Raw genomic sequence first — 23296 nt, 5'->3', positions numbered from 1 at the left:
GAGCGCTCACGGAAACGGTGTCGGTCCGTCCGTGTGCGCGCAACGGGTCTCCCACGGCGGCCCTGGGCGCGGCCACGGCGGCTTCGGGAACCCGTGGGCCCGTGACGGCGTTCCACGGCGTCCGGGGCCGGACGCGCCCCCTGCGACGGGCACGTTGTCGCTACCATCGGCCAGCATCGGCGGGCGCCCGCCCGACCCCCAGGCCAGGGAGCGAAACGTGCTGATCACCCATGACACCCGGTGCGCCCTCGACACCGTGGTGGACCTGGTGAACACCGCGCCGGAGGACGAGACGGCACCGGACGGGCTGCCCGATGTCCCGGCCCTCGCGGATTTCATACGAAACCACGAGGTCAGCGATGTCGGGGTGGTCTCGGAGACCGACCTTACGGCCGTGCGGGCGGTCCGGGCGCGGTTCGCGGCGATCTTCGCGGCCCCGGACGCCAGGAGTGCGGCCGGGCTGATCAACGAGCTGGTCGCGGCGGCGGGCACCACCCCGCGGCTGACCGATCACGACGGTTACGACTGGCATGTCCACTACTTCGCCCCCGGCGCCTCGGTGGCCGACCACCTCGCCGCCGACTGCGGCATGGCCCTGGCCTTCTTCGTCGTCGCCGGCGAGGTGGAGCGCCTGCGCCGCTGCGAGGCCCCGGACTGCCGCCGCGCCTTCGTCGACCTGTCCCGCAACCGCTCCCGCCGCTACTGCGACAGCCGCACCTGCGGCAACCGTCTGCACGTCGCCGCGTACCGGGCGCGCCGCAAGGAGGCGACGGGCTGAGCCGCTTCCCGGGGCGCGGCGGACGGGAGGAGGCCGGCCGGCTCGGCTCGGCCGAGAAGGAGCCCGACGGGCTGGGGCCGGTCGGGTGAACGGCAGCGCTCCAGGGGGCGACGTCGGTCCCGGCGGGTGGCGCCGGGACGGACGTGTACGACTCACAGCAACAGCAGATCGTGCAGCGCAGCCATGAGGATCAGACACCCGATCACCGCCAGGAAGATCATCAGCGGTGGCTGGGAGAGGGCGAAGAGGCACCCGCGCGGCTCGTCCTTCGGCGGCGCGGCCTCGCTCTGTGTCGTATCCAGCATCTCGCGGCTGATCATGGCGCACGCGGGACCTCGCCAGCGATCAAGACTCACGATCTTGCGGGAGTTCGCCGAATCCCGTGATCTCTCGTCCGGCTCGCTTCGGCTGGTGAACGATTCCGGACATCCGTGGACCCACTGTGACGCTCCGGCGACTCATGTGACTGTCATATGCCGTGCTTCTTGAGGATCGCCTCGATGTCGCTGAAGTCGTCGCCGGACGACGCGGGACGTCTCCCCTTCCCCTGCCCCAGCGCCGGAGCGGGTGACTCCGGTGCCGTGGCGCCCGGCCGTGCCCTCCCGGTGCCGGACGACGCCCCGCCCTGTTCACTGCCCGCCCCGGCCCTGCGGCGCTCCACCGCACGGGTGCCGGCGAACAGCAGCCAGGCCGCGGCCAGCACGCCGAAGCCCGCCCAGGCGGTGGGACTGAACGCGGTGTCCGCGAGCCAGCCCACGACGCCCGTCATCACGAGACCGACCGGCACCAGCGCGTAGGCCGCGATGCGGGCCGCCGACAGGAAGCGCCTGCGGTAGGCCGTGACCACCGCGATACCCAGGCCCGCCGCGGACACGGCGGAACAGACTGTCTCGGCGATCATCCGGTCCTCCTGGCGGGCTCGGTCGGGTGGACGCTCGACGCCTCACCAGCGGCGGTCCGGCACTCCGGCACGGCCGACGTGTGGCGCTTCGTCCCTTCCATCCTGCACCGCCCGGCCCGCGCGGGGCCATGCCCCGGGCCGTACATCAGGGAGATCTCCGGGTCGCCTCCTCCCCGGGTGCCGGTGGCGAGGGGGCCGGGAGGAACGCCGGCCCCACCAGGGTCCGGGCGGAGGTCCGGATTGGGGTGGCCTTGGCCGGCCTGGAAGACTGGAGGTCATGAGCGACTCCTCCCCCGAACGCGCCGACGCCGTCGTCCTCGACGTCTGGTGCGAACTCCAGTGCCCCGACTGCCGCACCGCCCTGGACGACGTACGCGCCCTGCGTGCCCGCTACGGCGACCGGCTGGACGTGCGGCTGCGGCACTTCCCGCTGGAACGGCACAAGCACGCCTTCGCGGCCGCCCAGGCCGCCGAGGAGGCGCTGGCGCAGGGCAGCGGCTGGCCGTACGTGGAGGCCGTCCTGGAGCGGGTCGGGGAGCTGGGCCGGGAGGGAGAGCCCCTCCTGGTCGAGGTGGCCCGTGAACTCGGTCTGGACGCCGAGGAGTTCGACACCGCGCTGATCGACGGCCGGCACATCCTGATCGTCGACGCCGACCAGGCCGAGGGCAAGGCGATCGGCGTGACCGGCACCCCGACGTACGTCATCGGCGGCGAGCGACTGGACGGCGGCAAGAGCCAGGAGGGGCTGCGCGAGCGGATCGAGGAGATCGCGGACCGGCTGCTGGGCGGGCGCGACGCCTGAGGACTCCCGCGCCGCCGCGACGTCGCGCCGCCCCGCCCGCCTACAGCAGCGGCTTCGACAAGGAGTACGTCACCGTCTCGTAGCCGAGTGACTCGTACAGCCGCTCGGCCGGGGTGTTGCCCGCGAACACGTTGAGGCCGAGGAGCGGCCGGCCGGCCTCCATGGCCTGGCGTTCGGCGAGGAGCATGAGCGCCCGGCCGTGCCCCCGGCCGCGCCCGGCCGCGTCCGTCTCGACGTCGTACACGTACGCCGCGTCCTCCCGCAGGGCCAGCCACAGGGTGCCGACCCGGGTTCCCTCGTGCTCCAGGACGCTGAAGAGCATGCCCTCGGTCGCGTACCCCCGTGGCAGCAGCCGGGCATGGTCGTCGCGGGCCTTGGCGCGGGCGGTCGCCTCGGGGACGCCCCGCTCGACCCACGTGCGGATGTAGCGCGCGTGCTCGTGGGCCTGCCAGTCCTCGAACTCGGCCTCGGACATGGGCCGTGCGCGGCTGCCCGGCGGCAGCGCGGGCGGGGTGGCGTCGAGGCGTTTCTCCATGCCGCGGTTGCGGAGGGTGTAGCCGAGGGCGCCGAACAGCCGTAGCGCGATGTCCGCCGAGGCGGCCGGTACGACCGTCTCGATCTGCCGGCAGCCCCAGCCGCGCGCCACCTCCTCCGCGGCGAGCGCGGCGAAGGTCCCCCGGCCGCGGCGGCGGTCTGCCTCGGCGATCCGCAGGTCGTCGACGCGGGCCACCGTGTCCCCGAGGGACGGCGAGGTCCCGAGGTGGATCTCGCCCGCCGGACGGCTGTTCACGCACACCTGGTAGCGGCGCGAACGGGTGCCGTCGGGATGCTGCTGAAGCGGCTCGAGGGGCCGCAGGGTCGTGGTCATCACAGCTGTTCTACCCAGGACGGCGGCCGGAGTCAGCCGGTTCGCCGAGGCTCGGGGCCGGAGTCACGCCCGGGGCACGGGAGTCTGGCCGAAGCATCGGCCGACGGCCGGGTCCCGCCCGGCCCATGGCCGGCGCGATCCCCCGCGACGGCCGGCCGCCACGCGCACCACGGGCGGTGTACCCGCCCTCGCCCTCGCGCCCGCGCCGCGATCCGTCCTGCTCGTGGCGTCAGCCCCGCGCATCCGCGCCGGAGCCCGCCGGACCGCGGAACAGCGCACCACGGGGGCCGTCCGCGACGCCGCCCACGAGGAGGCCCGGCGGCCCGAACCGGAGCCGCGCCGGCAAAGCCCCGCGCCGGTGCCACCGCGTCACCGCGGGTCCGGGTCCTGCCCCGCCCGCTCCTCGAAGATCCGCATCGCCTTCGTGGTCACCGGACCCGGGGTGTCCGGGAGTTCGCGGTCGTCCACCCGGTGGACCGCCTGGATGTCGCGCAGGGTGGAGGTCAGGAAGATCTCGTCGGCGTGGGTCAGCACGTCGAGGGGCAGGTCGGTCTCCCTGGCGCCGGTCCACTCGACGGTGAGGGCGCGGGTGATGCCGGGGAGGCAGCCGGAGGCGGCCGGTGGGGTGTGGATCTCGCCGTCCAGGACGACGAAGACGTTCGAGCCGGTGCCCTCGCACAGTTGGCCGACGGTGTTGCCGAACAGCGCCTCGGAGGCGCCCTGTTCGTGGGCGCGGGCGAGGGCGACGACGTTCTCGGCGTACGAGGTGGTCTTCAGGCCGGTGAGGGCACCGCGCTCGTTGCGGGTCCAGGGGACGGTGATCACGGCCGTGGTGTCGGGGCGGCGCGTGGTCTCGCCGAGGGCGACCACCAGGGTCGTACCGTGCTCGCCGCGGTCCGAGCCGAGCGGACCGTGGCCGCCGGTGTAGGTGATCCGCAGCCGGCCGAGCGGCATCGGGTTGGCCGCGAGCACGGCGGCGCAGGCCTCGCGGACCTCGTCGTGGTCGGGGTCGGGCAGACCGAGCCCCCGGGCCGAGCGGGTCAGCCGGTCGAGGTGCCGGGTGAGTGCGAAGGTGCGGCCCTCGACCGCCTTCACGGTCTCGAAGACGCCGTCGCCGACGGTCAGCCCGTGGTCGAAGACGGAGACCCGCGCGGAGTCCGTGTCCCGCAGCCCGCCGTCCAGCCAGATCCTCATGTGCACGCCTCTCCGGTTCGCTCGTACGTCCCCGACGCTACCGCGAGCAGGCGGGACGCCTTCAGTTCGGTCTCCCGCCACTCCCCCTCGGGGTCCGATCCCCAGGTGATGCCCGCGCCGGAGCCGAAGCGCAGGACGCCCTCGGCGCGGTCGGTCCAGAAGGTGCGGATGCCCACGGCCAGCTCGCCGGCCCCCCGGTCGGCGTCCACCCAGCCGATGCCGCCGCAGTAGGGGCCGCGCGGGACCGGTTCCAGGGCCTCGATGATCCTGAGGGCGCTGGACTTGGGCGCGCCGGTCACGGAACCGGGCGGGAAGGCGGCGGCGAGCAGCTCGGGCCAGCCCGCGCCCGCGCGCAGCTCGCCGCGGACGGTGGAGACGAGGTGGACGAGGCCGGGGTGCTTCTCCACCACGCACAGGTCCGGGACGGTGACGCTGCCGGTGGCGCAGACACGCCCGATGTCGTTGCGGACCAGGTCCACGATCATCACGTTCTCGGCGTAGTCCTTCTCCAGGAGGTCCGCCTCGGTGCGGCCGGTGCCCTTGATGGGTCCGGACTCCACGGTCCGCCCGTCGCGGCGCAGGAACAGCTCCGGGGACGCGGTGGCGATCTCCACGCCGTGCTCGGGCAGGCGAATCGTTCCGGCGTACGGTGCCGGGTTGCCGCGGGCCAGCAGGGAGGTCAGGGCGTCCACGTCCGCGTCGGCGGCGATCGGCGCGCTGAGCACCCGGCAGAGGTTGGCCTGGTAGACCTCGCCGGCCGCTATGTGGGCGCGGACGCGGCGGACGGCCGCGGTGTAGGAAGCGCGGTCGAGGGAGGAGACCCAGTCCCCCACGGCGGGGCCGTGCCAGCCGCCGGGCACGGGGGCGGGTACCGGTGCCTGTCGTACGTCCGCGAAGCGTGCGCAGGTCAGACGGCCCTCGAAGTCCGCGCAGACGGCCCAGAAGCCGGTGGATTCCAGGGCGGCGGGATCGCTGGTGACGTCGAGGAGGCCGGTCGCGAGGCGGTCGCCGAAGCGGGCCAGCGGGGGAAGGCCGGGAGCATGGTGGAGCACGTGCCCGAGTCTAGGTGGGTGTCGGCGAGGTGACCCGGGGATGTCCCGGAGGGGCCCCCGACCACCGCCTCCGCCGGGCGCAGCGCAGCACGCTGCGCAAACGCGTTTTTGTGCTGGCCCGGGAATCCGCTAGAGTTCAACACGTCGCCGGGACGCGGAAGCGGACCGAAACGACAGGCGGACGTAGCTCAGTTGGTAGAGCGCAACCTTGCCAAGGTTGAGGTCGCGAGTTCGAGCCTCGTCGTCCGCTCGAAGGAAGAAGGGGTCATCCCGATCCCCTACACTCCTGGTGGAGTGGCCGAGAGGCGAGGCAACGGCCTGCAAAGCCGTCTACACGGGTTCAAATCCCGTCTCCACCTCCAAGGACGATTAGCTCAGCGGGAGAGCGCTTCCCTGACACGGAAGAGGTCACTGGTTCAATCCCAGTATCGTCCACTGGATCCCCGGTCAGCCGGAGGTCCCGGGTCTCTCGAAGATCCACACCCGCGCGATTAGCTCAGCGGGAGAGCGCTTCCCTGACACGGAAGAGGTCACTGGTTCAATCCCAGTATCGCGCACTGACCGTGGTCCCCGGACCACTGTCCGCGGACGATTAGCTCAGCGGGAGAGCGCTTCCCTGACACGGAAGAGGTCACTGGTTCAATCCCAGTATCGTCCACACAGCAGGAAGCCCCCCGGCCGTCGGCCGGGGGGCTTTCGTGTGCTCCCGCCCCAGGCGGGCGCGGACGGGGCCGGGTACCCCTGCGGGGCGGCGGGCGGGGCCGGCGGGGCGGGCTTGGACCACTGCGACTCCAGCTGGGTCAGGGCCTCCAGCTCGCCGTAGTCGAGGAAGATGCCGCGGCACCCGCCGCACTGCTCGATCCGGACGCCGCTGCGGTTGTACGTCCGCATGGGTGCGTGGCACTTCGGACACTGCATCGTCGGCTCAACTCCTCGCCGGTCGGTACTGCTTGGTGTTCCCCAGGACGGACTCCGTTTCACCGCGCGTGGTTGCGACCGCCTTCCGGGAGGACGGGCGTCACGGGGCGGGCATGCGGGCGCAGGCGTCGACGACGGCCCGCTCGATCCCGTCCAGCGGGCGGTCCGCGGCGAGCGCCCTGGTGATCGCCAGGGCGGCCGTCTGGGCGCTGAGCGCGCGGGCCGGGACGTCCAGGGCGGCCCAGGGGTCGCCGTGCGCGGGGACGGCCGGGCCGCCCGCCCGGCGGTAGGCGGCCAGGAAGCGGGTCCAGTCGTCGGGCGGGAGGAGTCCGCAGGCGTACCAGGCGGCGGGACGGGCGAGGTCCCAGGCGGGGACGCCGAGTCCCAGGTCGTCCACGTCGATCAGCCGCCAGGGGCCGTCGGGGGCGGGGTGCCGGACGACTTGGCCGAGGTGGAGGTCGCCGTGGCAGACGGCTTGCGGCGTGGGCATCGGGGTCTCGGCACGGGCCCAGGCCGGGAGGGCGGCCCAGGCGTCGAGGACGGGGCGGGCGGCGGGGTGGGGCGCCGTGCGCAGGGCCGCGCGGAGGCGGGTGATCGCACGGGCGGCCTTGGCGGGGCCGCGCATCGGGGGCAGGGCGGAGTGCGGGGCGCAGCGGTGCAGCCGGGCGAGGAGGGTGGCGACGGCCTCCCAGGGGGCCGCGGCGGGGGCGGTGGGGTCCACGGGGGTGCCGTAGGGCCAGTAGGTCACCGGGCGGCCGTGCAGGTTCTCCGCCGCGGGGGTGAGCGGGGGCAGGAGGACACCGGGCAGCTCGGCGGCGGTGTCGAGGCGTCGGGCCAGGTGGGTGGGATCGGTGCCGGGGGCGTGGGCCTTGACGACGGTGTCCCCGAGGCGGACGACGGTGGCGTCCGGGCGGTCGGCGAGGGTGGTGGGGACGGCGGCGCGGTGCGGGTACGCGGCACGGGCGTGCGCGACGAGGATGGGGACGATGTTCACGGGGCCTCGGCAGACGGGGTGTGGTGAGGGGTACGACGGCGGGGTGGGGGGCGGCGGTTGCGGTGCGGTGCGCCGTGCCGGGCCGGGAGGAGACCCGGACGCCCACCGGAGCCGGCCGGGCGCCCTCGGGACGCGCGGAACAGCGCGTCCGGCCGCGGCGGCGGACCGGACGTCCGACGGCCGTCACGGCGGTGGCGGCCCGGCGTCCGCGGCAGCCTCCCCGGCGGGGAACGGCGATGCCGGCGCAGCTCCCCAGCTGCGCCGGCATATGTGCCGTCCGCCGCACCCCCGTCCCCACGGGGTTTCATGGATGGATGTCCCCGCCCGGACCGCTCTTCCGGGCCTGGGGTCGCCGCTCAGCGCCCCAGCATCGCACCCACGGACGACGCCTGTGTGGCCACCGTCTCCCAGCCGTCGAAGACGAGCAGGAGCAGGGCCGCCAGGGGAAGGGCCATGAGCGTCGCCACCAGTGGGTGGCGGCGACCCGCGCGGCGGGGTGCGAACGCGGTGCGTCGCGGTGCCGGGTGGGTCATGACCCCTCTCCTGACCGTCTCGGTTGTCTGTGACAGCGGCGGGTGTCCGACCTCGGGGGACGAGCGCTGCACCCGCCGCTTGACCCCAAATCTAGGCGCGGTGCGCGAACCGGGCGTCATGCCCTCGTACCTATTGCCGGGCCTCCCGGAGGATGAGCCCCCGGCCGCGGCCTACTCCCCTGGGTGGAGAGCCGGTCCCGGGTCTCGGGGTCTTCCCTGAGGGGTCGCCCGCCGTGTCGGGCATGTCGGACGCGGACGGCGCACCGGAACGCGTGACTTCGATCACTCGGGACGGTCACGGAGCGGATGCCGGGTGCCGTCCTGGCGCCGGTCGGCGACGGGTGGGGCGGGGCGTCCGCGGCCGGTTCCGGCAACGGAGGGGAGGACGGGGTCCCCTGGTCGTGGCAGTGTCAACGCCCCTGCGGACACGTGCGGTTGACGGTGGCGTCGGCCCAAGGTCCCTGTAGCGGCGGGTCTCCTGACCGTGTCTCACCCCGACCCGGCGGCGCGCACAATCCGTCGCGCCGAGAGGGCGCGGCCTCTGCGCGCGGGCGGCCCGGGAAACGTAAGCTGTGCCACGTCAGAGGGACCGGGCAGCGGGGATGAACATGGCGATGATGCGCCTGAGGCGCGAGGACCCGCGCGTCGTCGGCTCGTTCAGGCTTCACCGACGGCTCGGCGCGGGCGGAATGGGCGTGGTCTACCTCGGCTCCGACAAGAAGGGGCAGCGGGTCGCCCTGAAGGTGATCCGGCCCGATCTCGCCGAGGACCAGGAGTTCCGCTCGCGTTTCGCACGGGAGGTCTCGGCGGCCCGTCGCATCCGGGGCGGCTGCACGGCCCGGCTGGTGGCCGCCGACCTGGAGGCCGACCGCCCCTGGTTCGCCACCCAGTACGTCCCCGGGCCGTCCCTGCACGACCGGGTCGCCGACGAGGGCGCGCTCCTCGCGGCCGACGCGGCGGCGATCGGCGCGGCGCTGTCCGAGGGCCTGGTCGCGGTGCACGAGGCGGGGGTCGTCCACCGGGACCTGAAGCCCTCCAACATCCTGCTGTCCCCCAAGGGACCGCGGATCATCGACTTCGGCATCGCCTGGTCCACCGGCGCCTCCACCCTCACCCACGTGGGCACCGCCGTGGGCTCCCCGGGCTTCCTCGCCCCCGAGCAGGTGCGCGGCGCGGCCGTCACCCCGGCCACGGACGTCTTCTCGCTGGGCGCCACCCTCGCCTACGCCTCGACCGGCGACTCCCCTTTCGGACACGGCAGTTCCGAGGTGATGCTGTACCGGGTGGTGCACGAGGAACCGCAACTGCACGGCGTGCCCGACGCGCTCGCCCCGCTGATCCGGGCCTGCCTAGCGAAGGACCCCGAGGACCGGCCCAGCACGCTCCAACTGTCCTTGCGGCTCAAGGAGATCGCGGCCCGCGAGGCGCAGGGCCTCGGCGAGGCGCGACCGCCCTCCCCGCGCGCGGCGGAGGCGGACCGGCCCACCGGGCGGCTCGCCGACACGTATCCGGACCCGCAGCGCGCCACGCGCCGCCAGGCCTCCGGCACTCCGGTGCCGCGCGGCGCCTCCGCCCGGGGCGGCCCGGTGCCCTCGCGCGGCGGCAGCACCTCGCGCGGCGGCGGCGCCCCCTCCCGGCCGGGCACGGCACGGCCGGCTCCGGACCAGCGCGGCAGTGGCCCCCGCTCCACCGGCAGAAGCCGTCCCGGCACCCGCGGCGGCGCCCGGCGCCCGGCCCCGCGCACCACGAAGTCCGGCCTGCGCCCCGCCAATCCCCGCCTGCTCCGGCAGCGCCTCACCGTGTTCGTCGTGGTGACCCTGCTCGTGGCCCTCGGCATCGCCCTGGCCCAGGGCTGCCAGGGGCCGGCCCGGGGCCTGGGCGACGGCTTCGGCGGCGCGTTCGGCGGGAGCGCACGGCCGTCGCAGCGGACGCCGGTCGGCCCCTCGGGGACCACCGGTGACACACGGCCGTACGCCGACCCGCCCGGCTCCTCCCCGGTGGAGCGCGGCGCCGGAGGGTGAGGGCGCACCGCGTGGTGGGCGGCCGTGACCGACCGGCGGGGCCGACCGTCCCGGTGGTCCGGTGGGACTCCCCGCACGGCACCGTCCGCCGGGCAGAGGACGGCTCCTGGTGAGCCGGGCCGCCTCGGCGCGGGGCTGACCGGCCGTGGACTCAGGACCGCGGGCGACCCGTCGCCACCGCGTAGAAGGCGACCGCGGCGGCGGCACCCACGTTCAGTGAGTCGACGCCGTGGGACATGGGGATGCGGACCCATTCGTCGGCGGCGACGAGGGCCTGGGTGGAGAGGCCGTCGCCCTCGGCGCCCAGCATCAGGGCGACCCTGTCCATCGTGTGCGGGGCGGCCTCGTCCAGGCTGCGGGCCTTCTCGTCGGGGGTGAGGGCGAGGAGGGTGAAGCCGGCCCCGCGGACCTGCTCCAGGCCCTTCGGCCAGTTCTCCAGGCGGGCGTAGGGCACCGAGAACACCGCGCCCATCGACACCTTGACGCTGCGCCGGTACAACGGGTCGGCGCAGTCGGGCGAGAGCAGGACCGCGTCCATGCCGAGGGCGGCCGCCGAGCGGAAGATCGCACCGATGTTGGTGTGGTCGTTGACCGACTCCATGACCACCACGCGGCGGGCGGGACCGAGCAGTTCGGCGGCGGTCGGCAGCGGCTTGCGCCGCATGGAGGCGAGCGCGCCGCGGTGCACGTGGTAGCCGGTGACGCGCTCGGCGAGTTCCGGGCTCACCGCGTAGACGGGGGCGGGGAGTTCGTCGATGACATCGCGCATGACGTCGATCCACTTGGCCGAGAGCAGCATGGAGCGCATCTCGTAGCCCGCTTCCTTGGCCCTGCGGATGACCTTCTCGCCCTCGGCGATGAACAGGCCCTCGGCGGGCTCGCGCTTGCGGCGCAGCTCGACGTCGGTCAGGTCCGTGTAGTCGGAAAGACGCGGGTCGTCGGGATCGTCGACGGTGATGAGATCGGCCACAGGGTGATACTGCCTTGTCCTGGGTGTGGTGCCAACGGCTGGATAGGGACGTGTTACCCGAGGTTACACGTGATCAGGAGGGTGTCGGTCACGCGGTCGGCGCGAGGCCCTGTGTCACGACCTCGCCGATCACGATGACCGCCGGGGGCTTCACGTCCTCGGCGCGGACGGTCTCGGCGACCGTGGCCAGGGTGGCGTCGACCCGGCGCTGCGCGGCCGTCGTACCCTCCTGGACCAGCGCGACCGGGGTCTTCGGGGACCTGCCGTGCGCGACGAGCGTCTCCGCGATCTTCCCGATCTTGTCCACGCCCATCAGGATCACCAGCGTGCCGGTGAGCCTGGCCAGCGACGGCCAGTCGACCAGCGAACGCTCGTCGTCGGGCGCCACATGGCCGCTGACGACCGTGAACTCATGGGCGACGCCCCGGTGGGTGACCGGGATGCCGGCCGCGCCCGGCACCGAGATGGAGCTGGAGATGCCCGGCACGACGGTGCAGGGGATGCCGGCCTCGGCGAGCGCCTGGACCTCCTCCATGCCGCGGCCGAAGACGAAGGGGTCGCCGCCCTTGAGCCGTACGACCGACTTGCCCTGCTTGGCGTGTTCGATCAGCGCGTTGTTGATGGCCTCCTGGGCCATGTAACGGCCGTAAGGGATCTTCGCGGCGTCGATCACCTCGACGTGCGGCGGGAGTTCGGCGAGCAGGTCGCGCGGGCCGAGCCGGTCGGCGATCACGACGTCCGCCTCGGCGAGCAGCCGACGACCGCGGACCGTGATCAGGTCGGGGTCGCCGGGGCCGCCGCCGACCAGTGCGACGCCGGGGGTGCGGGTGCGGTGATGGGGAGCGACGAGGGTGCCGTCGCGCAGACCCTCGACGACCGCGTCGCGGATGGCGGCGGTGTGCCGGGGGTCGCGGCCGCGGGCCTCCGTGGTGAGGACGGCGACGGTGACGCCCGCGCTGGTGCCGGTGGCCGGGGTCCATGCGGTGGCCCGGTCGGCGTCGTCGGAGCGGACGCACCAGACGCGGTGGCGCTCGGCCTCGGCGGAGGCCGCGGCGTTGGCCTCCTGGTCGCTGGTGGCGATGAGGGCGTACCAGGCGTCCGCGAGGTCGCCGTCCTCGTACCGCCGCCGGTGCCAGGTGATCTCGCCCGCGTCCGCCATCGCCTCGACGGAGGGGGTCGCCTCGGGGGACACCACGACGATGTCCGCGCCGGCCGCTATGAGGGCCGGGAGCCGGCGCTGGGCGACCTGGCCGGCGCCGAGGACGGCGACGCGGCGGCCGGAGAGGCGCAGACCTACGGGGTAGGCGGGGTGTTCGGCCATGGCTCCTCCGGGGGCGTTGTGGTGGCCCTGACGTGCGGATTTTACGTGGGCAGCGGTAAGGGCGGGGCAGGTGTCCGGGGGCTGGTCACGGCGGTGCGGCAGTCCGGCAGGGCGGCGACCGGAACCGCCCTGCCGAGACCCCTGGGGGCCTATTTCTCGGTGACGCCAGCCGAGTCGAACGTCGCCACCTCGTGCATCGCCCTGGCCGCGCTCTGCACCAGCGGCAGGGCGAGGAGCGCGCCCGTGCCCTCGCCGAGGCGCAGGTCGAGGTCGACCAGGGGGCGCAGGCCGAGCTTGTTGAGGGCGGCGACGTGGCCGGGTTCGGCGCTGCGGTGGCCGGCGATGCAGGCCGCGAGGACCTCGGGGGCGATGGCGCGGGCCACGAGGGCCGCGGCACCCGCGCTGACGCCGTCCAGGATGACCGGCGTACGCAGGGACGCGCCACCGAGCAGCAGGCCCACCATCGCGGCGTGCTCGAAGCCGCCGATGGCCGCGAGGACGCCGACGGGGTCGGCCAGGTCCGGCTGGTGGAACTCCAGGGCTCGCCGGACCACCTCGGTCTTGCGGGCCAGTGTCTCGTCGTTGATGCCGGTGCCGCGGCCGGTGACCTCGGCAGGGTCGACGCCGGTGAAGACGGAGATCAGCGCGGCGGACGCGGTGGTGTTGGCGATGCCCATCTCACCGGTGAGCAGCGCCTTGTTGCCGGCCGCGACCAGGTCGCGCGCGGTCTCGATGCCGACCTCGATGGCCGCCTTGGCCTCCTCGCGGGTCATCGCGGGCCCGGTGGTCATGTCGGACGTGCCGCCGCGGATCTTGCGGGGCAGCAGGCCGGGGGTGGCGGGCAGGTCGGCGGCGACGCCGACGTCGACCACGCACACCTCGGCGCCGACCTGGGCGGCGAAGGCGTTGCAGACCGCGCCCCCGCCCAGGAAGTTGGCCACCATCTGACCGGTGACCTCCTGGGGCCAGGGGGTGACGCCCTGGGCGTGCACACCGTGGTCGCCCGCGAAGATGGCGACGGCGGCGGGCTCCGGGATCGGCGGCGGGCACTGCCGGGAGAGACCGGACAGCTGCGCGGAGATGATCTCCAGCATGCCGAGCGCGCCGGCCGGCTTGGTCATGCGCTTCTGGCGCTCCCAGGCCTCACCGAGGGCCTTGGCGTCGAGCGGGCGGATCTGGGCGACGGTCTCGGCAAGCAGGTCGTGGGGTTCCTCTCCGGGCAGGGCGCGGCGGCCGTACGTCTCTTCGTGCACCACCCAGGACAGGGGGCGTCGCTTGGACCAGCCGGCCTGCATCAGCTCCGGCTCGTCGGGGAATTCGTCGACGTAGCCTACGCACAGGTAGGCGATGACCTCCAGGTGCTCGGGCAGGCCGAGGGCGCGCACCATCTCACGCTCGTCGAAGAAGCTGACCCAGCCGACGCCGAGGCCCTCGGCGCGGGCCGCGAGCCAGAGGTTCTCGACGGCGAGCGCGGCGGAGTACGGCGCCATCTGGGGCTGGGTGTAACGGCCCAGCGTGTGCCGGCCGCCACGGGTGGGGTCGGCGGTGACGACGATGTTCACCGGAGTGTCGAGGATGGCCTCGATCTTCAGTTCCTTGAACTGCTTCGCCCGGCCCTTGGGCAGCGACTTCGCGTACGCCTCGCGCTGGCGCATGGCCAGTTCGTGCATGGTGTTGCGCGTCTCGGCGGACCGGATGACGACGAAGTCCCAGGGCTGCGAGTGGCCGACGGAGGGCGCGGTGTGGGCGGCCTCCAGGACGCGGAGCAGCACCTCGTGCGGGATGGGGTCGTTGCGGAAGCCGTTGCGGATGTCGCGGCGCTCGCGCATGACCTTCAGTACGGCCTCGCGCTCGGCGTCGTCGTAGCCGGGGGCGGCGGGGCCGGTGGAGCCCCGCGCGGGTGCCGGTGCCGCTTCGGCCGGGGTCTGTCCCTGCTCGGCGGCGGGCTCAGGGGTCCGCGCGTGCGGCGCGGTCTCGGCCTCGGCCTCGCGGGGCGCGGGCACGACGGCCTGCGGCGCGGGGCCCTGCGCGGGCAGGACGAGGGGGTGTGGCGGGGTCGGCGCCAGATGCGGCGCGCTCGGCACCTGCCCCTCCACCGGGACGAACGCGCCGAGCGGCTGCTCGGCACCCGGCTCCAGGGGAACGCCGTGCGACTGCTCGGCGGCGGGGGCGGGCTGCCCCGGGACCTCCGTCGGGACGGGGGTCTGCCGGGCCGGGGCGTCGACGGGCGCCGAGGCGTCCTGCGGCTGCGCGGGCGCGGCGGGGGCCGGGTCGGCGGCGGGCTGCGGCTGCGCCGCCTCGGCCGCAGCGGCGACGGCGGCCTGCGGGTCCACGGCCACGGCGGCGACCGGCGCCGGGACGGCCTCGGCGGGCTGCTCGGGGGCGGGGACGGTGGGTACGGCGGGGTCACTCGCCGGGACGGGCTCGGCGAGGGGGACGGCCTGCTCGCTCTGGTCCTGGGCCGTCGGCTGCGGCAGGGGCTGTACCTCGACCGGGGCCGGGGTCGGAGCCTGCGGCTGGGGCGCGCTCGGCACGGTCTCGGCGGCCTGGGCAGCGGGTTCGACCGACTGCGGGCCCTGGACCTGGTGGACGACCGGCGCGGCGGCCTCGGCCTGCTCGGCCGGGGCGTCGGCGGGCTGGACGGCGTCGGCGGCCACCGGCTCGGCGGGCTCGGCGGCCTGGACGGGCTCGACGGCGGCCGGGGCAGCGTCCACGGCGACCGGCTCGGCAGGCTGGGCAGCGTCCACGGCGACCGGCTCGACGGGCTCGGCGACAGGGCCGCCGGCGACGGCATCGGGAAGCTGGTGAGGAACCGGCGCGGACACGACCGGAACCCCGGCCTCCACGGCGGCGGGAGCCTCCGTGGCCACGGGCTCGGCGGCCTGGACTCCCTCGACGGCCTCGACGGGTTCCACCGACTCGGCGGCCTGGACGGCGACAGGTTCGGCCGGTTCCGCGGCCTGGCCCCCCTCGACGGCCTCGACGGGTTCCACCGACTCGGCGGCCTGGACGGCGACAGGTTCGGCCGACTCGGCGGCCGGGACGGCCTCGACGGCGCCCGGAACCGGGGCCTCGGCCTGCACGGGGGCCCCGGCCTCCGGCGCGCCCACCGCCTCGGCGGCCTGCGCCTCCTGGACCGGCCGCACGGCGACGGCGGTCGCTTCGGCGGCCTCGACAGCCTGGGCGACCGGCACCTGGACGGGCTCGGCGGCGACCGGCGCGGCTTCCTCGGCCCGCGGCGCGTAGACGCCGTCATGGCCGTCGGCGGGCTGGGGACCGTCGTGGCCCTGCACCAGCTGCTCGGCGACGGGCGCCTGCGCGACGGCCTGGGCGGCGAGGCCGATCACGCCGGCCTCGCCGACGGCGGCATCAGGCGCCCCGGCGACCGCCGGGTCAACCGTTTCCGCACCCGGCCCCTGTCCGGCGACCGGCGCACCCGCCGCCTCCGCGGCGACCGGCACCGCCTCCGCCGTACCCGGCACGGCGACCGCCGGGGCCTCGGCACCCGGAGTACCGCCGGCGACCGGCGCGGCCTCGGCCGTACCCGGCACCTGCCCGGTGCCCGGCCCCCCCGCGGCCGCGCCCCAGGGCGCCGCGCTCTGCGGGACCATCTCGCGCAGCGGCTGGGCGTCCAGGTACTCCGGGCCGCGGTCGGCGAGGGAGCGGACGGGGCTCGCGGAGGCGTTGGGGATGGGCGGGCCGAGGTGCAGCGGGCGGCGTGGCGCCATGGTCTCCTGCGGGGACGGGAGGCGGACGCCGCCCAGGTCCACGGAGCCCGTGTCACGGCCGGACGCCTCGTGCGGGCCCGGCTCGTGCAGGGCCTCCACCACAGGCTCCGGGGCGGGCGGCGGCACCTCGTTGCCCCATGCGCCCTGGGCGCCCGGCAGCAGCAGGTCTTCGTCCTCGGCGGGTGCCTCGGAGAGGTAGGTGTACGCGCCGTGCGCGGTGACGCCCGGCTGCTCCACCATGCCTGCGCTCTCCGGCTGCCCCTCGCCCGGGACCTGGCCGGTGTCGGTCATGCGTACCCCTCGCCCAATCGGTTAGTGCTCCTACGACCAGCTCACCCGGAACGGCATGCCGACCGCCCCATGGTGAAGAACGAGCGTCCGTGCCCAGCGGCACGAACGACCCGCCGGAAAAGGCGACAAAGCCATTCAGTGGCATTGTCCCGGTCGTCGCGCCGTCACGACAGCATGATCCGCGACAGGCCGCTGTGGACTGCGCCACGTTGCGCGTCCACGGGTTCGCCGTACCACACCCACCCCAAAAGGGGCGTGCGTTCCGGACATTGGCGAACGAAGTTCCGGGCCACCGGTGGGGTACAACGATCGGCCAGCCTACCGCGCGCGGTACGACTACCGGATCACGGGGCGATCCCCAGGACCCCGCTGAGCAGGAAGGCCACGTTCCGCTCGGTCTCCCGCCAGGCGCGGGTGTCCAGTTCGACGGACTGGAGCAGGGCGCACTCGACGCGGTAGCCGTGCTCGGTCAGGTCGCGGCCGACGAGTTCGGCCGCGTCGCGGGTCGCGGCGTGGGTGACGATGCGCTGCGGGCGCCGGTCGGCGACCGCGGAGACGACGGCCGCTCCCCCGCCGCCGACCCGCACCACATCGGGTTCGGGCAGGTCCTCCAGGACGTGCGGGGCACTGCCGTGGACGACGTGGAGCTGGACGCCGTAGCGGCGGGCGGCGCCGTCGGTGCGGACGCACGCGGCCCGGTCGTGGTCGACGGCGATGACGGCGGCACCGGCGCGCGCGGCCTCGGTGGCGAACGCGCCCGAGCCGCAGCCGATGTCCCAGACGAGGTCGCCGACCCGGGGCCCGAGGCGGGCGAGTTGGGCGGCGCGCAGCAGCTCGGTCTCGCCCTCGCCGAGCGCGGCGCCGTCGCCGTACGCCTCGTCGGGCTGGACCCAGCCGCGCGGTCCGGTGCCCGGGTCGCGGCCGGCGATCCAGCCACCGCCCTCCGACGCGCTCACCGGTCCGCCGATGACGATGACGACGTTGGGGTCGCGCCAGGTGTGGTCGGGGGCCTTGTCGGAGGTGACGACGGAGACCTGCTCGCGTTCGGTGCCCAGTTCCTCGCAGATGACGAAGGTGCGGTGGACGCCCGCGAGGAGGAGGCCGAGTTCGGCGGGGCCCGCGCCCGGCGAGGTGAGGACGGCCACCTTGGTGTGGGCGCGGCAGACGTTGACGGCCCGGCGCAGGGTGCGCGGGTGAGCGACGACGACCTGGGCGTCGTCCCAGGGCATGCCGGCCCGCGCGAAGGCGGTGGCGACGGAGGAGACGGCGGGGACGACCTCCACCTCCAGGCCGAACTCCGGTGCGCGCAGGGTGCGTACGACGCCGAAGAAGCCGGGGTCGCCGTCGGCCAGCACGACCGCGGTGCCGCGGTGGGCGGCGATGCGGCGGGCGGCGAGCGCGACGCTGCCGAGGCGGACGCGTTCGGCGGCGGGCGGGAGTTCGGGCAGTGCGAGATGGTGGGCCGCGCCCGCCACGAGCGTGGCGGCGCCGAGCGCCGAGCGTGCCGCCTCGGTCAGCGGCGAACCGTCCCAGCCGATCACCGTGACCCGGTCGGCCATCGTCGTCCATCTCCAGCTTTTCGCAGGTCGTCAGGGGTGCAGGGCCCAGTGGCGGGCTCCGTGAGGGTACCCGGTCCCGCCGCACGCCGACGACGGGCCACGGCGGGGGCGTCAGTTCCAGTCCGCGTACGACGTGAAGCCGCTGGTGTCGGCGAGCTGTTCGTCGGCGCCTTCGAGGTCCTCCGGCAGCAGGCTCCAGACGATGAAGTCGGTGCGCAGGTCGGCCCAGCCGCCGTCCTCGGTGCGCACATGGACTATGCACGCGTTGCGCAGCACGCCCTCGCTGATGCAGCCGATCTTCTGGGCGACCTGCTGGGAGGCGGTGTTGTCGGCGGCGGTGCGCAGCTCGATGCGTTCGAAGCCCCGGTCGTCGAAGAGCCAGCGGGCGGTGGCGAGCGCGGCCTCGGAGGCGTACCCCTCGCCGCGGGCCCAGGGAGCGACGATGTACGACAACTCGGTCGCGCGGATGTGCCAGTTGGTCTTGGACAGCTGGACGACGCCGACCAGGCGCTGGGTGAGGAACTCGGTGACGGCGAGGTCCAGGCCGCGTCCCGCGGCGCGTTCGGCGGGCGCGTGCTCGGTGATCCAGCGCCGGGCGCCGGCCTCGGTGAACGGCTGGGGCACGTCGGTCCAGGCGGCGACCTGCTCGTCGTTCATCATCTCGGCCAGGGCGGGCACGTCGTCCTCGTCGAGGGGGCGCAGCACCAACCGCTCCGTGCTGATGGAGATGTTGGGGAAGGTGCTCGTCATGCGCCGCTCCGTAACCTTCGGAAGAACTCGAGTGCCATCAGTGCCGTGGCACGGGCCTGCTGAACTGCCCAGCATGCAGCATGAAACCACCGAACCGCACGACGGGGTCCACACCCGGTGAGGGAGTGGACCCCGTGGGTCAGCGAGGCGGTACCCGAGGGTGGCCGGATCAGAAGGAGGGGATGACCGAGCCCTGGTACTTGTCCTCGATGAACTTCTTGACCTCGGGCGAGGTGAGGAGCTTGGCGAGCTTCTCGACCCGCGGGTCGTGCTCGTTGCCCTTCTTGACGACGAGGAGGTTGACGTAGGGGTTGTCCTTCGCCGTCTCCAGGAGGACGGCGTCCTTGGCGGGCTTCAGGCCGGCGGAGATGGCGTAGTTGCCGTTGATGACCGCCGCGTCCACGTCCTCCAGGGAGCGCGGGGTCTGGGCCGCCTCGACCTCCTTGAACTGGAGGTGCTTGGGGTTCTTCGCGATGTCCTCGGGCGTGGCCTGGGAGCCGGCACCGGGCTTGAGGGTGATGAGCCCGCCCGCGACGAGCAGCTTCAGGGCGCGGGACTCGTTGTCGGCGTCGTTCGGGACGGCGATGGTCGCACCGTTCTTGAGGTCGCCGGACTTCTTGACCTTGTGCGAGTACAGGCCGAGGGGCTCCAGGTGCACGCCGACGACGGACACGAGGTGGGTGCCGCGCTTCTTGTTGAAGTCGTCCAGGTACGGCTTGGTCTGGAAGTAGTTGGCGCCCACCGAACCGTCCTCGGTCGCCGTGTTCGGCGTGATGTAGTCGGTGAACTCCTTGACCTGGAGGTCGAGTCCGGCCTTCTTCGCGAGGTTCTTCTCGACGAAGTCCAGGACCTCGGCGTGCGGGACCGGGGTGGCGGCGACGACCAGCGGTCCGCTGTAGTCGTGGGAGGCGGAGGACTTGCCGGAGCCGCAGGCGGTCAGTCCGAGAGCGAGGGCTCCGGCGGCGAGGGCGGCGGTGGTGAACTTGACGGTGTTACGCACGAAAAGTGCCTTTCCTAATGGTGGTGCGACCCCGCATCAGGGGGTGCGGCGCGAAAGCGCCTCTTTGAGGGGTGGTGGTCGGGGGACGGGGAGGGCGGCCGCCTCGGCAGAAACGTTTCTACGTGGCCTGGCCGGCGCTTACGCGGCCTTGCCGGCCTCGGCCGGGTCCGGCTCCGCGGCCTTCAGGAACCGCAGCCTGGGCGCGGGACCGGAGCGGCCGCCGCGGCGGTGCAGGGCGCGCGCCGCGAAGTCTCCGGCGAACTGGATGAGGGAGATGACGACGGCGAGGATCGCGACGGTGATCCACATCAGCTCGGTCTCGAAGCGCTGGTAGCCGTAGCGCACGGCGAGGTCGCCGAGGCCGCCGCCGCCGACCGTGCCGGCCATGGCGGAGTAGCCGATGAGGGCGATGACCGTGGTGGTGGTGCTGGCGATCAGGGAGGGCAGGGACTCGGGGACGAGCACCTTGCGGACGATGGTCCAGGTGTTGCCGCCCATCGACTGCACGGCCTCCACGAGCCCTCCGTCCACTTCGCGCACGGCCGTCTCGACCAGGCGGGCGAAGAACGGGATGCCCCCGATGGCGAGCGGTACGACCGCCGCGGCCGTGCCGATCGTCGTCCCGGTGACCCAGCGGGTGAAGCTCATCAGCGCGACCATCAGGATGATGAACGGCAGGGAGCGGCCGACGTTCACGATCTGGCCGATCACCTTGTTGGCGACGACGTTCTGCAGCAGGCCCCCGCGGTCCGTGAGGACGAGGAGCAGGCCGAGCGGGAGTCCCACGACGACGGCGATCAGGGTGGACCAGAGCACCATGTCGAACGTCTCGGAACACGCCTGCGACAGCAGGGGCTGCATCTCGGACCAGGTCACTTGGCACCTTCCTTCACGAGCACGGCCTCCTGGCCCACGACGTCGATCTGGAGCCCCTGCTCGCGCAGGAACCCGATGGGCACCACGTTGTCCTCGTAGCGGCCGGGCAGCTCGATGCGCATCCGGCCGATCTGGAGGCCACCGACGGTGTCGATGGCGGCGCCCAGGATCGAGATGTCGATGTTGTAGGTGCGCGACAGCTGGGAGATGACCGGCCGGGTCGCGGCCTCGCCGTGGAAGGTGACGTCCACGACGGTGCGCTCGGCGCCCGTGCGCTCGCCGCTCAGCGGGAACAGCGCGGCGGCCAGCTCCGAGCCGGGGGTGGCCAGCAGCTCGCTGACCGTGCCGGACTCCACGATCCGGCCCTTCTCCATCAGGGCGGCGGAGTCGCAGACCGACTTGACCACGTCCATCTCGTGGGTGATGAGCAGGACGGTGAGGCCGAGCTGCTGGTTCAGGTCGCGCAGCAGCTGGAGGATGGAGCGGGTGGTCTCCGGGTCGAGGGCGCTGGTGGCCTCGTCGGACAGCAGCACCTTGGGGTCGCCGGCCAGGGCGCGGGCGATGCCGACGCGCTGCTTCTGACCGCCGGACAGCTGGGCGGGGTAGGACTTGGCCTTGTCGGCGAGGCCGACCAGGTCGAGCAGGGCGAGCGCCTTGCGGGAGCGTTCCTTCCCGGACACGCCGAGGATCTCCAGCGGCAGCTCGACGTTGTCCTGCACGGTCCGCGAGGACAGCAGGTTGAAGTGCTGGAAGACCATGCCGATCCGGCTGCGCGCCTGGCGCAGCTCCTTGCCGGCGCGCGGCCCGCGACCGGCCAGGGCGGTGAGGTCCTGCCCGGCGACGGTCACGGTGCCGGAGGTGGGGCGCTCCAGCAGGTTCACGCAGCGGATGAGGGAGGACTTGCCGGCGCCGGACTGGCCGATGACGCCGTAGACCTCGCCTTCGCGGACGTGGAGATCGACGCCGTCGAGGGCGGTGACCTCGCGGCCGCGGGAGCGGTAGACCTTGGTCAGGCCCGATGTGGTGATCACAGGAATTCCGTCACTGTCGAGTGCGCGGGCACGGGTGTGCCCGGCACGGGTGCGTTGCGTGCGTTCGTTCGGGGACGCGGCACGGTTCTCGGGTGGCGGGGAACCGGGGAGAACGTCGTGTGCGCGGGGCGGCCGACGGGTCCCCTGCGCCCGGTACGGGCGCGGGACGGGCCGCGGCTCTCGCTTCGGGGCGCGAGGCTCGGATGGTGCGGGGGCCCTCTAGAAAGCGCACATTCGACACGGACACGTACAAACAGCACCGGGCGTCATGGTCGCCTCGGTCGCAGGGATGCGGCTGTTCGTCGTGGTCATGCGGCCCAGTAAAGCAGACGGCCGCCGCCCACCGGTCGCTGCTGTCCGCATAGTGGACAGCGGCGGACACCTCGGGGCGGGGCTCAGTCGCGGACGGAGACGCCCACTCCCCCGCCGGTGGCCAGTGCGCGCAAGGCCGCGAGGTCGTCCACGGCGAGGTCGGCGTCGAGTTCCCCGGCACGGTGGGTTGTGGCCAACGCCACGGTCCGCACCCCACCGTTCGGCACGTCCTCCGCCTCCAGCTGCTCGACCCGGGCGGCGGCCTCCGGCACCAGGCCGGCGGGCAGGAGGTCGGCGATCACCTCCGCCGCGGTACGACCGTGCGGCTCCACCTGCCCGAACCGCTCGGCCGTGACCCCGTACCGATGGGCCACGGGGGTCCCCGGGGACGGAGCTTGTCGGAGTTCTCGGGGGAGGGTCCGGCAGCGCACGACGGAGTCGCAGGAGGAGACCAGGGTGCCGTCGTTGCCGGACAGGAGGGCGTGCGCGTGGATCGTCATGGCCTCGGCCCTGTGGTACGGCGGGGTCGGCGGCGTTGGTCCGTTTCCGCCGTAATAAGGTCACCGCATGCTCACTGTCCTGACGCTGGTGACCGGGGTCGCCGCGCTGCTGCTCGCCGCATGGTGCGGCTGGGCCGCCTATCGTGACCAGCCGACGAAGGACTGGCACTTCATCGGCATGGCCGTGGTGTCGCTGCTGGCCGTGATCCAGCTGGTGATCGGGATCGTGCAGCTGGCGCGGGGCGAGAAGCCGGAGCAGGGGACCGCGATCTTCGTGGCGTATCTGCTGGGCGCCTTCGCCTGCGTTCCGGCCGCGGGGTTCATGTCGCTGGCGGAGCGGACCCGGTGGGGTTCGGTGACGGCCGCGGCGGGCGGCGTGGTGCTGGCCGTGCTGCAGGTCCGGCTCTTCGACATCTGGGGAGGCTGAGGATGGCGACCGTCGAGGAGAAACCGGCCCGGTTGATCAGCGGGCCGGGGATGCTGCTCGTGTGGTTCTACGGCGTGATGGTCGTCGGGGCGGTGTCGCGTTCCGTGTACCAGATCGCGACGGACTTCCAACGGGCGCCGCTCGCTTATTCGTTGTCCGCCGTGGCGGGGGTCGTGTACGCGTTCATCACGTACACGCTCGTGCGCGGCGGGGACGTCGCCCGGCGGGCGGCGTTGGTGTGCTGCGGGGTCGAGTTGGCGGGTGTGCTGCTCGTGGGGACGTGGACCATGGCCGACCCCTCGGCGTTCCCCGACGCCACGGTGTGGTCCGACTACGGGATGGGGTACGTCTTCATTCCCGTGCTGCTCCCCCTTTCCGCGATGTACTGGCTGCGGAAGGCTCGGTCGCGGGGGAACGCCTGAGCACGTCGGCGGCTTGCCCTCCGACGTGCCCGCTCGCGCCCCCCGTGG

At 73.9% G+C, this 23296-nt stretch carries 22 protein-coding genes and 5 tRNA genes; 10 read left to right on the top strand and 17 right to left on the bottom strand.

Going from position 1 to position 23296, the window contains the following annotated elements:
- Positions 1-217 precede the first annotated feature (217 nt).
- Positions 218-778: a CGNR zinc finger domain-containing protein gene (locus QSK45_RS25460; protein WP_285560772.1), complete on the top strand. Its 561-nt coding sequence runs from the start codon at positions 218-220 to the stop codon at positions 776-778.
- A 152-nt stretch (positions 779-930) separates the two neighbouring features.
- Here the strand turns inward: QSK45_RS25460 and QSK45_RS25455 are convergent, their stop codons facing one another.
- Both QSK45_RS25455 and QSK45_RS25450 read right to left on the bottom strand, forming a co-directional pair.
- The gene (locus QSK45_RS25455; protein WP_164932512.1) at positions 931-1083 is read right to left on the bottom strand and encodes a hypothetical protein; all 153 of its coding nucleotides are present in this window, start codon (positions 1081-1083) and stop codon (positions 931-933) included.
- Positions 1084-1247: 164 nt separating this feature from the next.
- On the bottom strand, positions 1248-1679 hold the full coding sequence (locus tag QSK45_RS25450; RefSeq protein ID WP_285560768.1) for a hypothetical protein: 432 nt from the start codon (positions 1677-1679) through the stop codon (positions 1248-1250).
- 277 nt (positions 1680-1956) lie between these two features.
- On the opposite strand from QSK45_RS25450, the gene QSK45_RS25445 reads away from it, so the two are divergent.
- Positions 1957-2481 (top strand): DsbA family protein, encoded by a 525-nt coding sequence (locus QSK45_RS25445; protein ID WP_285560767.1) that lies wholly within the window; start codon positions 1957-1959, stop codon positions 2479-2481.
- 40 nt (positions 2482-2521) lie between these two features.
- Here the strand turns inward: QSK45_RS25445 and QSK45_RS25440 are convergent, their stop codons facing one another.
- From QSK45_RS25440 to QSK45_RS25430, 3 genes are all read right to left on the bottom strand, one after another.
- Positions 2522-3349 carry a GNAT family N-acetyltransferase gene (locus tag QSK45_RS25440; RefSeq protein WP_285560764.1) on the bottom strand — a complete coding sequence of 276 codons (828 nt, stop codon included), beginning with the start codon at positions 3347-3349 and terminating at the stop codon, positions 2522-2524.
- Between the two features lie 369 nt (positions 3350-3718).
- Positions 3719-4543: an aminotransferase class IV gene (locus QSK45_RS25435; protein ID WP_285560763.1), complete on the bottom strand. Its 825-nt coding sequence runs from the start codon at positions 4541-4543 to the stop codon at positions 3719-3721.
- Positions 4540-5595 carry a chorismate-binding protein gene (locus QSK45_RS25430; protein WP_285560761.1) on the bottom strand — a complete coding sequence of 352 codons (1056 nt, stop codon included), beginning with the start codon at positions 5593-5595 and terminating at the stop codon, positions 4540-4542. The genes QSK45_RS25435 and QSK45_RS25430 overlap by 4 nt, the downstream gene beginning before the upstream one ends.
- A 177-nt stretch (positions 5596-5772) precedes the next feature.
- On the opposite strand from QSK45_RS25430, the gene QSK45_RS25425 reads away from it, so the two are divergent.
- The 5 genes from QSK45_RS25425 (at position 5773) to QSK45_RS25405 (ending at position 6253) form a co-directional block, all read left to right on the top strand.
- Positions 5773-5845, top strand: a tRNA-Gly gene (locus tag QSK45_RS25425).
- A 38-nt stretch (positions 5846-5883) separates the two neighbouring features.
- Positions 5884-5957 (top strand) — tRNA-Cys (locus QSK45_RS25420).
- Position 5958: 1 nt separating this feature from the next.
- Positions 5959-6030 (top strand) — tRNA-Val (locus QSK45_RS25415).
- Between the two features lie 50 nt (positions 6031-6080).
- Positions 6081-6152 (top strand) — tRNA-Val (locus QSK45_RS25410).
- 29 nt (positions 6153-6181) lie between these two features.
- A tRNA-Val gene (locus QSK45_RS25405) sits at positions 6182-6253 on the top strand.
- Here QSK45_RS25405 and QSK45_RS25400 read toward each other — a convergent pair.
- The 3 genes from QSK45_RS25400 to QSK45_RS25390 all read right to left on the bottom strand — a co-directional run bounded on the left by QSK45_RS25400 (position 6235) and on the right by QSK45_RS25390 (position 8040).
- Positions 6235-6513, bottom strand: coding sequence for a TFIIB-type zinc ribbon-containing protein (locus QSK45_RS25400; protein ID WP_285560760.1), 279 nt, complete (start codon positions 6511-6513; stop codon positions 6235-6237). The two genes, QSK45_RS25405 and QSK45_RS25400, sit on opposite strands and share 19 nt — an antisense overlap.
- 100 nt (positions 6514-6613) lie before the next feature.
- Positions 6614-7501: a phosphotransferase family protein gene (locus QSK45_RS25395; protein ID WP_490993621.1), complete on the bottom strand. Its 888-nt coding sequence runs from the start codon at positions 7499-7501 to the stop codon at positions 6614-6616.
- Between the two features lie 362 nt (positions 7502-7863).
- Positions 7864-8040 carry a hypothetical protein gene (locus QSK45_RS25390; protein ID WP_285560758.1) on the bottom strand — a complete coding sequence of 59 codons (177 nt, stop codon included), beginning with the start codon at positions 8038-8040 and terminating at the stop codon, positions 7864-7866.
- A 602-nt stretch (positions 8041-8642) separates the two neighbouring features.
- On the opposite strand from QSK45_RS25390, the gene QSK45_RS25385 reads away from it, so the two are divergent.
- Positions 8643-10061 (top strand): serine/threonine-protein kinase, encoded by a 1419-nt coding sequence (locus QSK45_RS25385; protein WP_285560756.1) that lies wholly within the window; start codon positions 8643-8645, stop codon positions 10059-10061.
- Between the two features lie 151 nt (positions 10062-10212).
- Here QSK45_RS25385 and QSK45_RS25380 read toward each other — a convergent pair whose 3' ends face one another.
- From QSK45_RS25380 to QSK45_RS25340, 9 genes are all read right to left on the bottom strand, one after another.
- The gene (locus QSK45_RS25380; RefSeq protein WP_285560754.1) at positions 10213-11031 is read right to left on the bottom strand and encodes a TrmH family RNA methyltransferase; all 819 of its coding nucleotides are present in this window, start codon (positions 11029-11031) and stop codon (positions 10213-10215) included.
- A gap of 88 nt (positions 11032-11119) precedes the next feature.
- Entirely contained in the window at positions 11120-12352 is a 1233-nt protein-coding gene (gene cobA, locus QSK45_RS25375) for a uroporphyrinogen-III C-methyltransferase (RefSeq protein WP_285560752.1), read from the bottom strand.
- 149 nt (positions 12353-12501) lie between these two features.
- Positions 12502-16371 carry a nicotinate-nucleotide--dimethylbenzimidazole phosphoribosyltransferase gene (gene cobT / locus QSK45_RS25370; RefSeq protein WP_285560750.1) on the bottom strand — a complete coding sequence of 1290 codons (3870 nt, stop codon included), beginning with the start codon at positions 16369-16371 and terminating at the stop codon, positions 12502-12504.
- A 344-nt stretch (positions 16372-16715) separates the two neighbouring features.
- Positions 16716-17930 carry a precorrin-6y C5,15-methyltransferase (decarboxylating) subunit CbiE gene (cbiE, locus tag QSK45_RS25365; RefSeq protein ID WP_285560748.1) on the bottom strand — a complete coding sequence of 405 codons (1215 nt, stop codon included), beginning with the start codon at positions 17928-17930 and terminating at the stop codon, positions 16716-16718.
- Between the two features lie 111 nt (positions 17931-18041).
- A complete protein-coding gene (locus QSK45_RS25360) occupies positions 18042-18680 on the bottom strand; it encodes a GNAT family N-acetyltransferase (RefSeq protein ID WP_285560746.1) in 639 nt (212 codons plus the stop codon).
- Between the two features lie 169 nt (positions 18681-18849).
- Entirely contained in the window at positions 18850-19680 is an 831-nt protein-coding gene (locus tag QSK45_RS25355) for a MetQ/NlpA family ABC transporter substrate-binding protein (protein ID WP_285560745.1), read from the bottom strand.
- Positions 19681-19818: 138 nt separating this feature from the next.
- Positions 19819-20556 carry a methionine ABC transporter permease gene (locus QSK45_RS25350; RefSeq protein ID WP_285560743.1) on the bottom strand — a complete coding sequence of 246 codons (738 nt, stop codon included), beginning with the start codon at positions 20554-20556 and terminating at the stop codon, positions 19819-19821.
- Positions 20553-21587: a methionine ABC transporter ATP-binding protein gene (locus tag QSK45_RS25345; protein ID WP_285560741.1), complete on the bottom strand. Its 1035-nt coding sequence runs from the start codon at positions 21585-21587 to the stop codon at positions 20553-20555. Before QSK45_RS25345 ends, QSK45_RS25350 begins: the two co-directional genes overlap by 4 nt.
- A 395-nt stretch (positions 21588-21982) precedes the next feature.
- On the bottom strand, positions 21983-22399 hold the full coding sequence (locus QSK45_RS25340; RefSeq protein ID WP_285560739.1) for an HAD family hydrolase: 417 nt from the start codon (positions 22397-22399) through the stop codon (positions 21983-21985).
- A gap of 67 nt (positions 22400-22466) precedes the next feature.
- On the opposite strand from QSK45_RS25340, the gene QSK45_RS25335 reads away from it, so the two are divergent.
- Together QSK45_RS25335 and QSK45_RS25330 are read left to right on the top strand one after the other, a co-directional pair.
- Positions 22467-22826 carry a hypothetical protein gene (locus QSK45_RS25335; protein ID WP_145483871.1) on the top strand — a complete coding sequence of 120 codons (360 nt, stop codon included), beginning with the start codon at positions 22467-22469 and terminating at the stop codon, positions 22824-22826.
- Positions 22827-22828: 2 nt separating this feature from the next.
- Entirely contained in the window at positions 22829-23248 is a 420-nt protein-coding gene (locus QSK45_RS25330) for a hypothetical protein (RefSeq protein WP_285560733.1), read from the top strand.
- Positions 23249-23296 lie beyond the last annotated feature (48 nt).

Origin of the sequence: Streptomyces hygroscopicus subsp. hygroscopicus, from assembly GCF_030269125.1 — a bacterium.
GTDB classification, from domain to species: Bacteria; Actinomycetota; Actinomycetes; order Streptomycetales; family Streptomycetaceae; genus Streptomyces; species Streptomyces hygroscopicus_C.
This window is presented reverse-complemented; position numbering and strand designations above follow the sequence as displayed.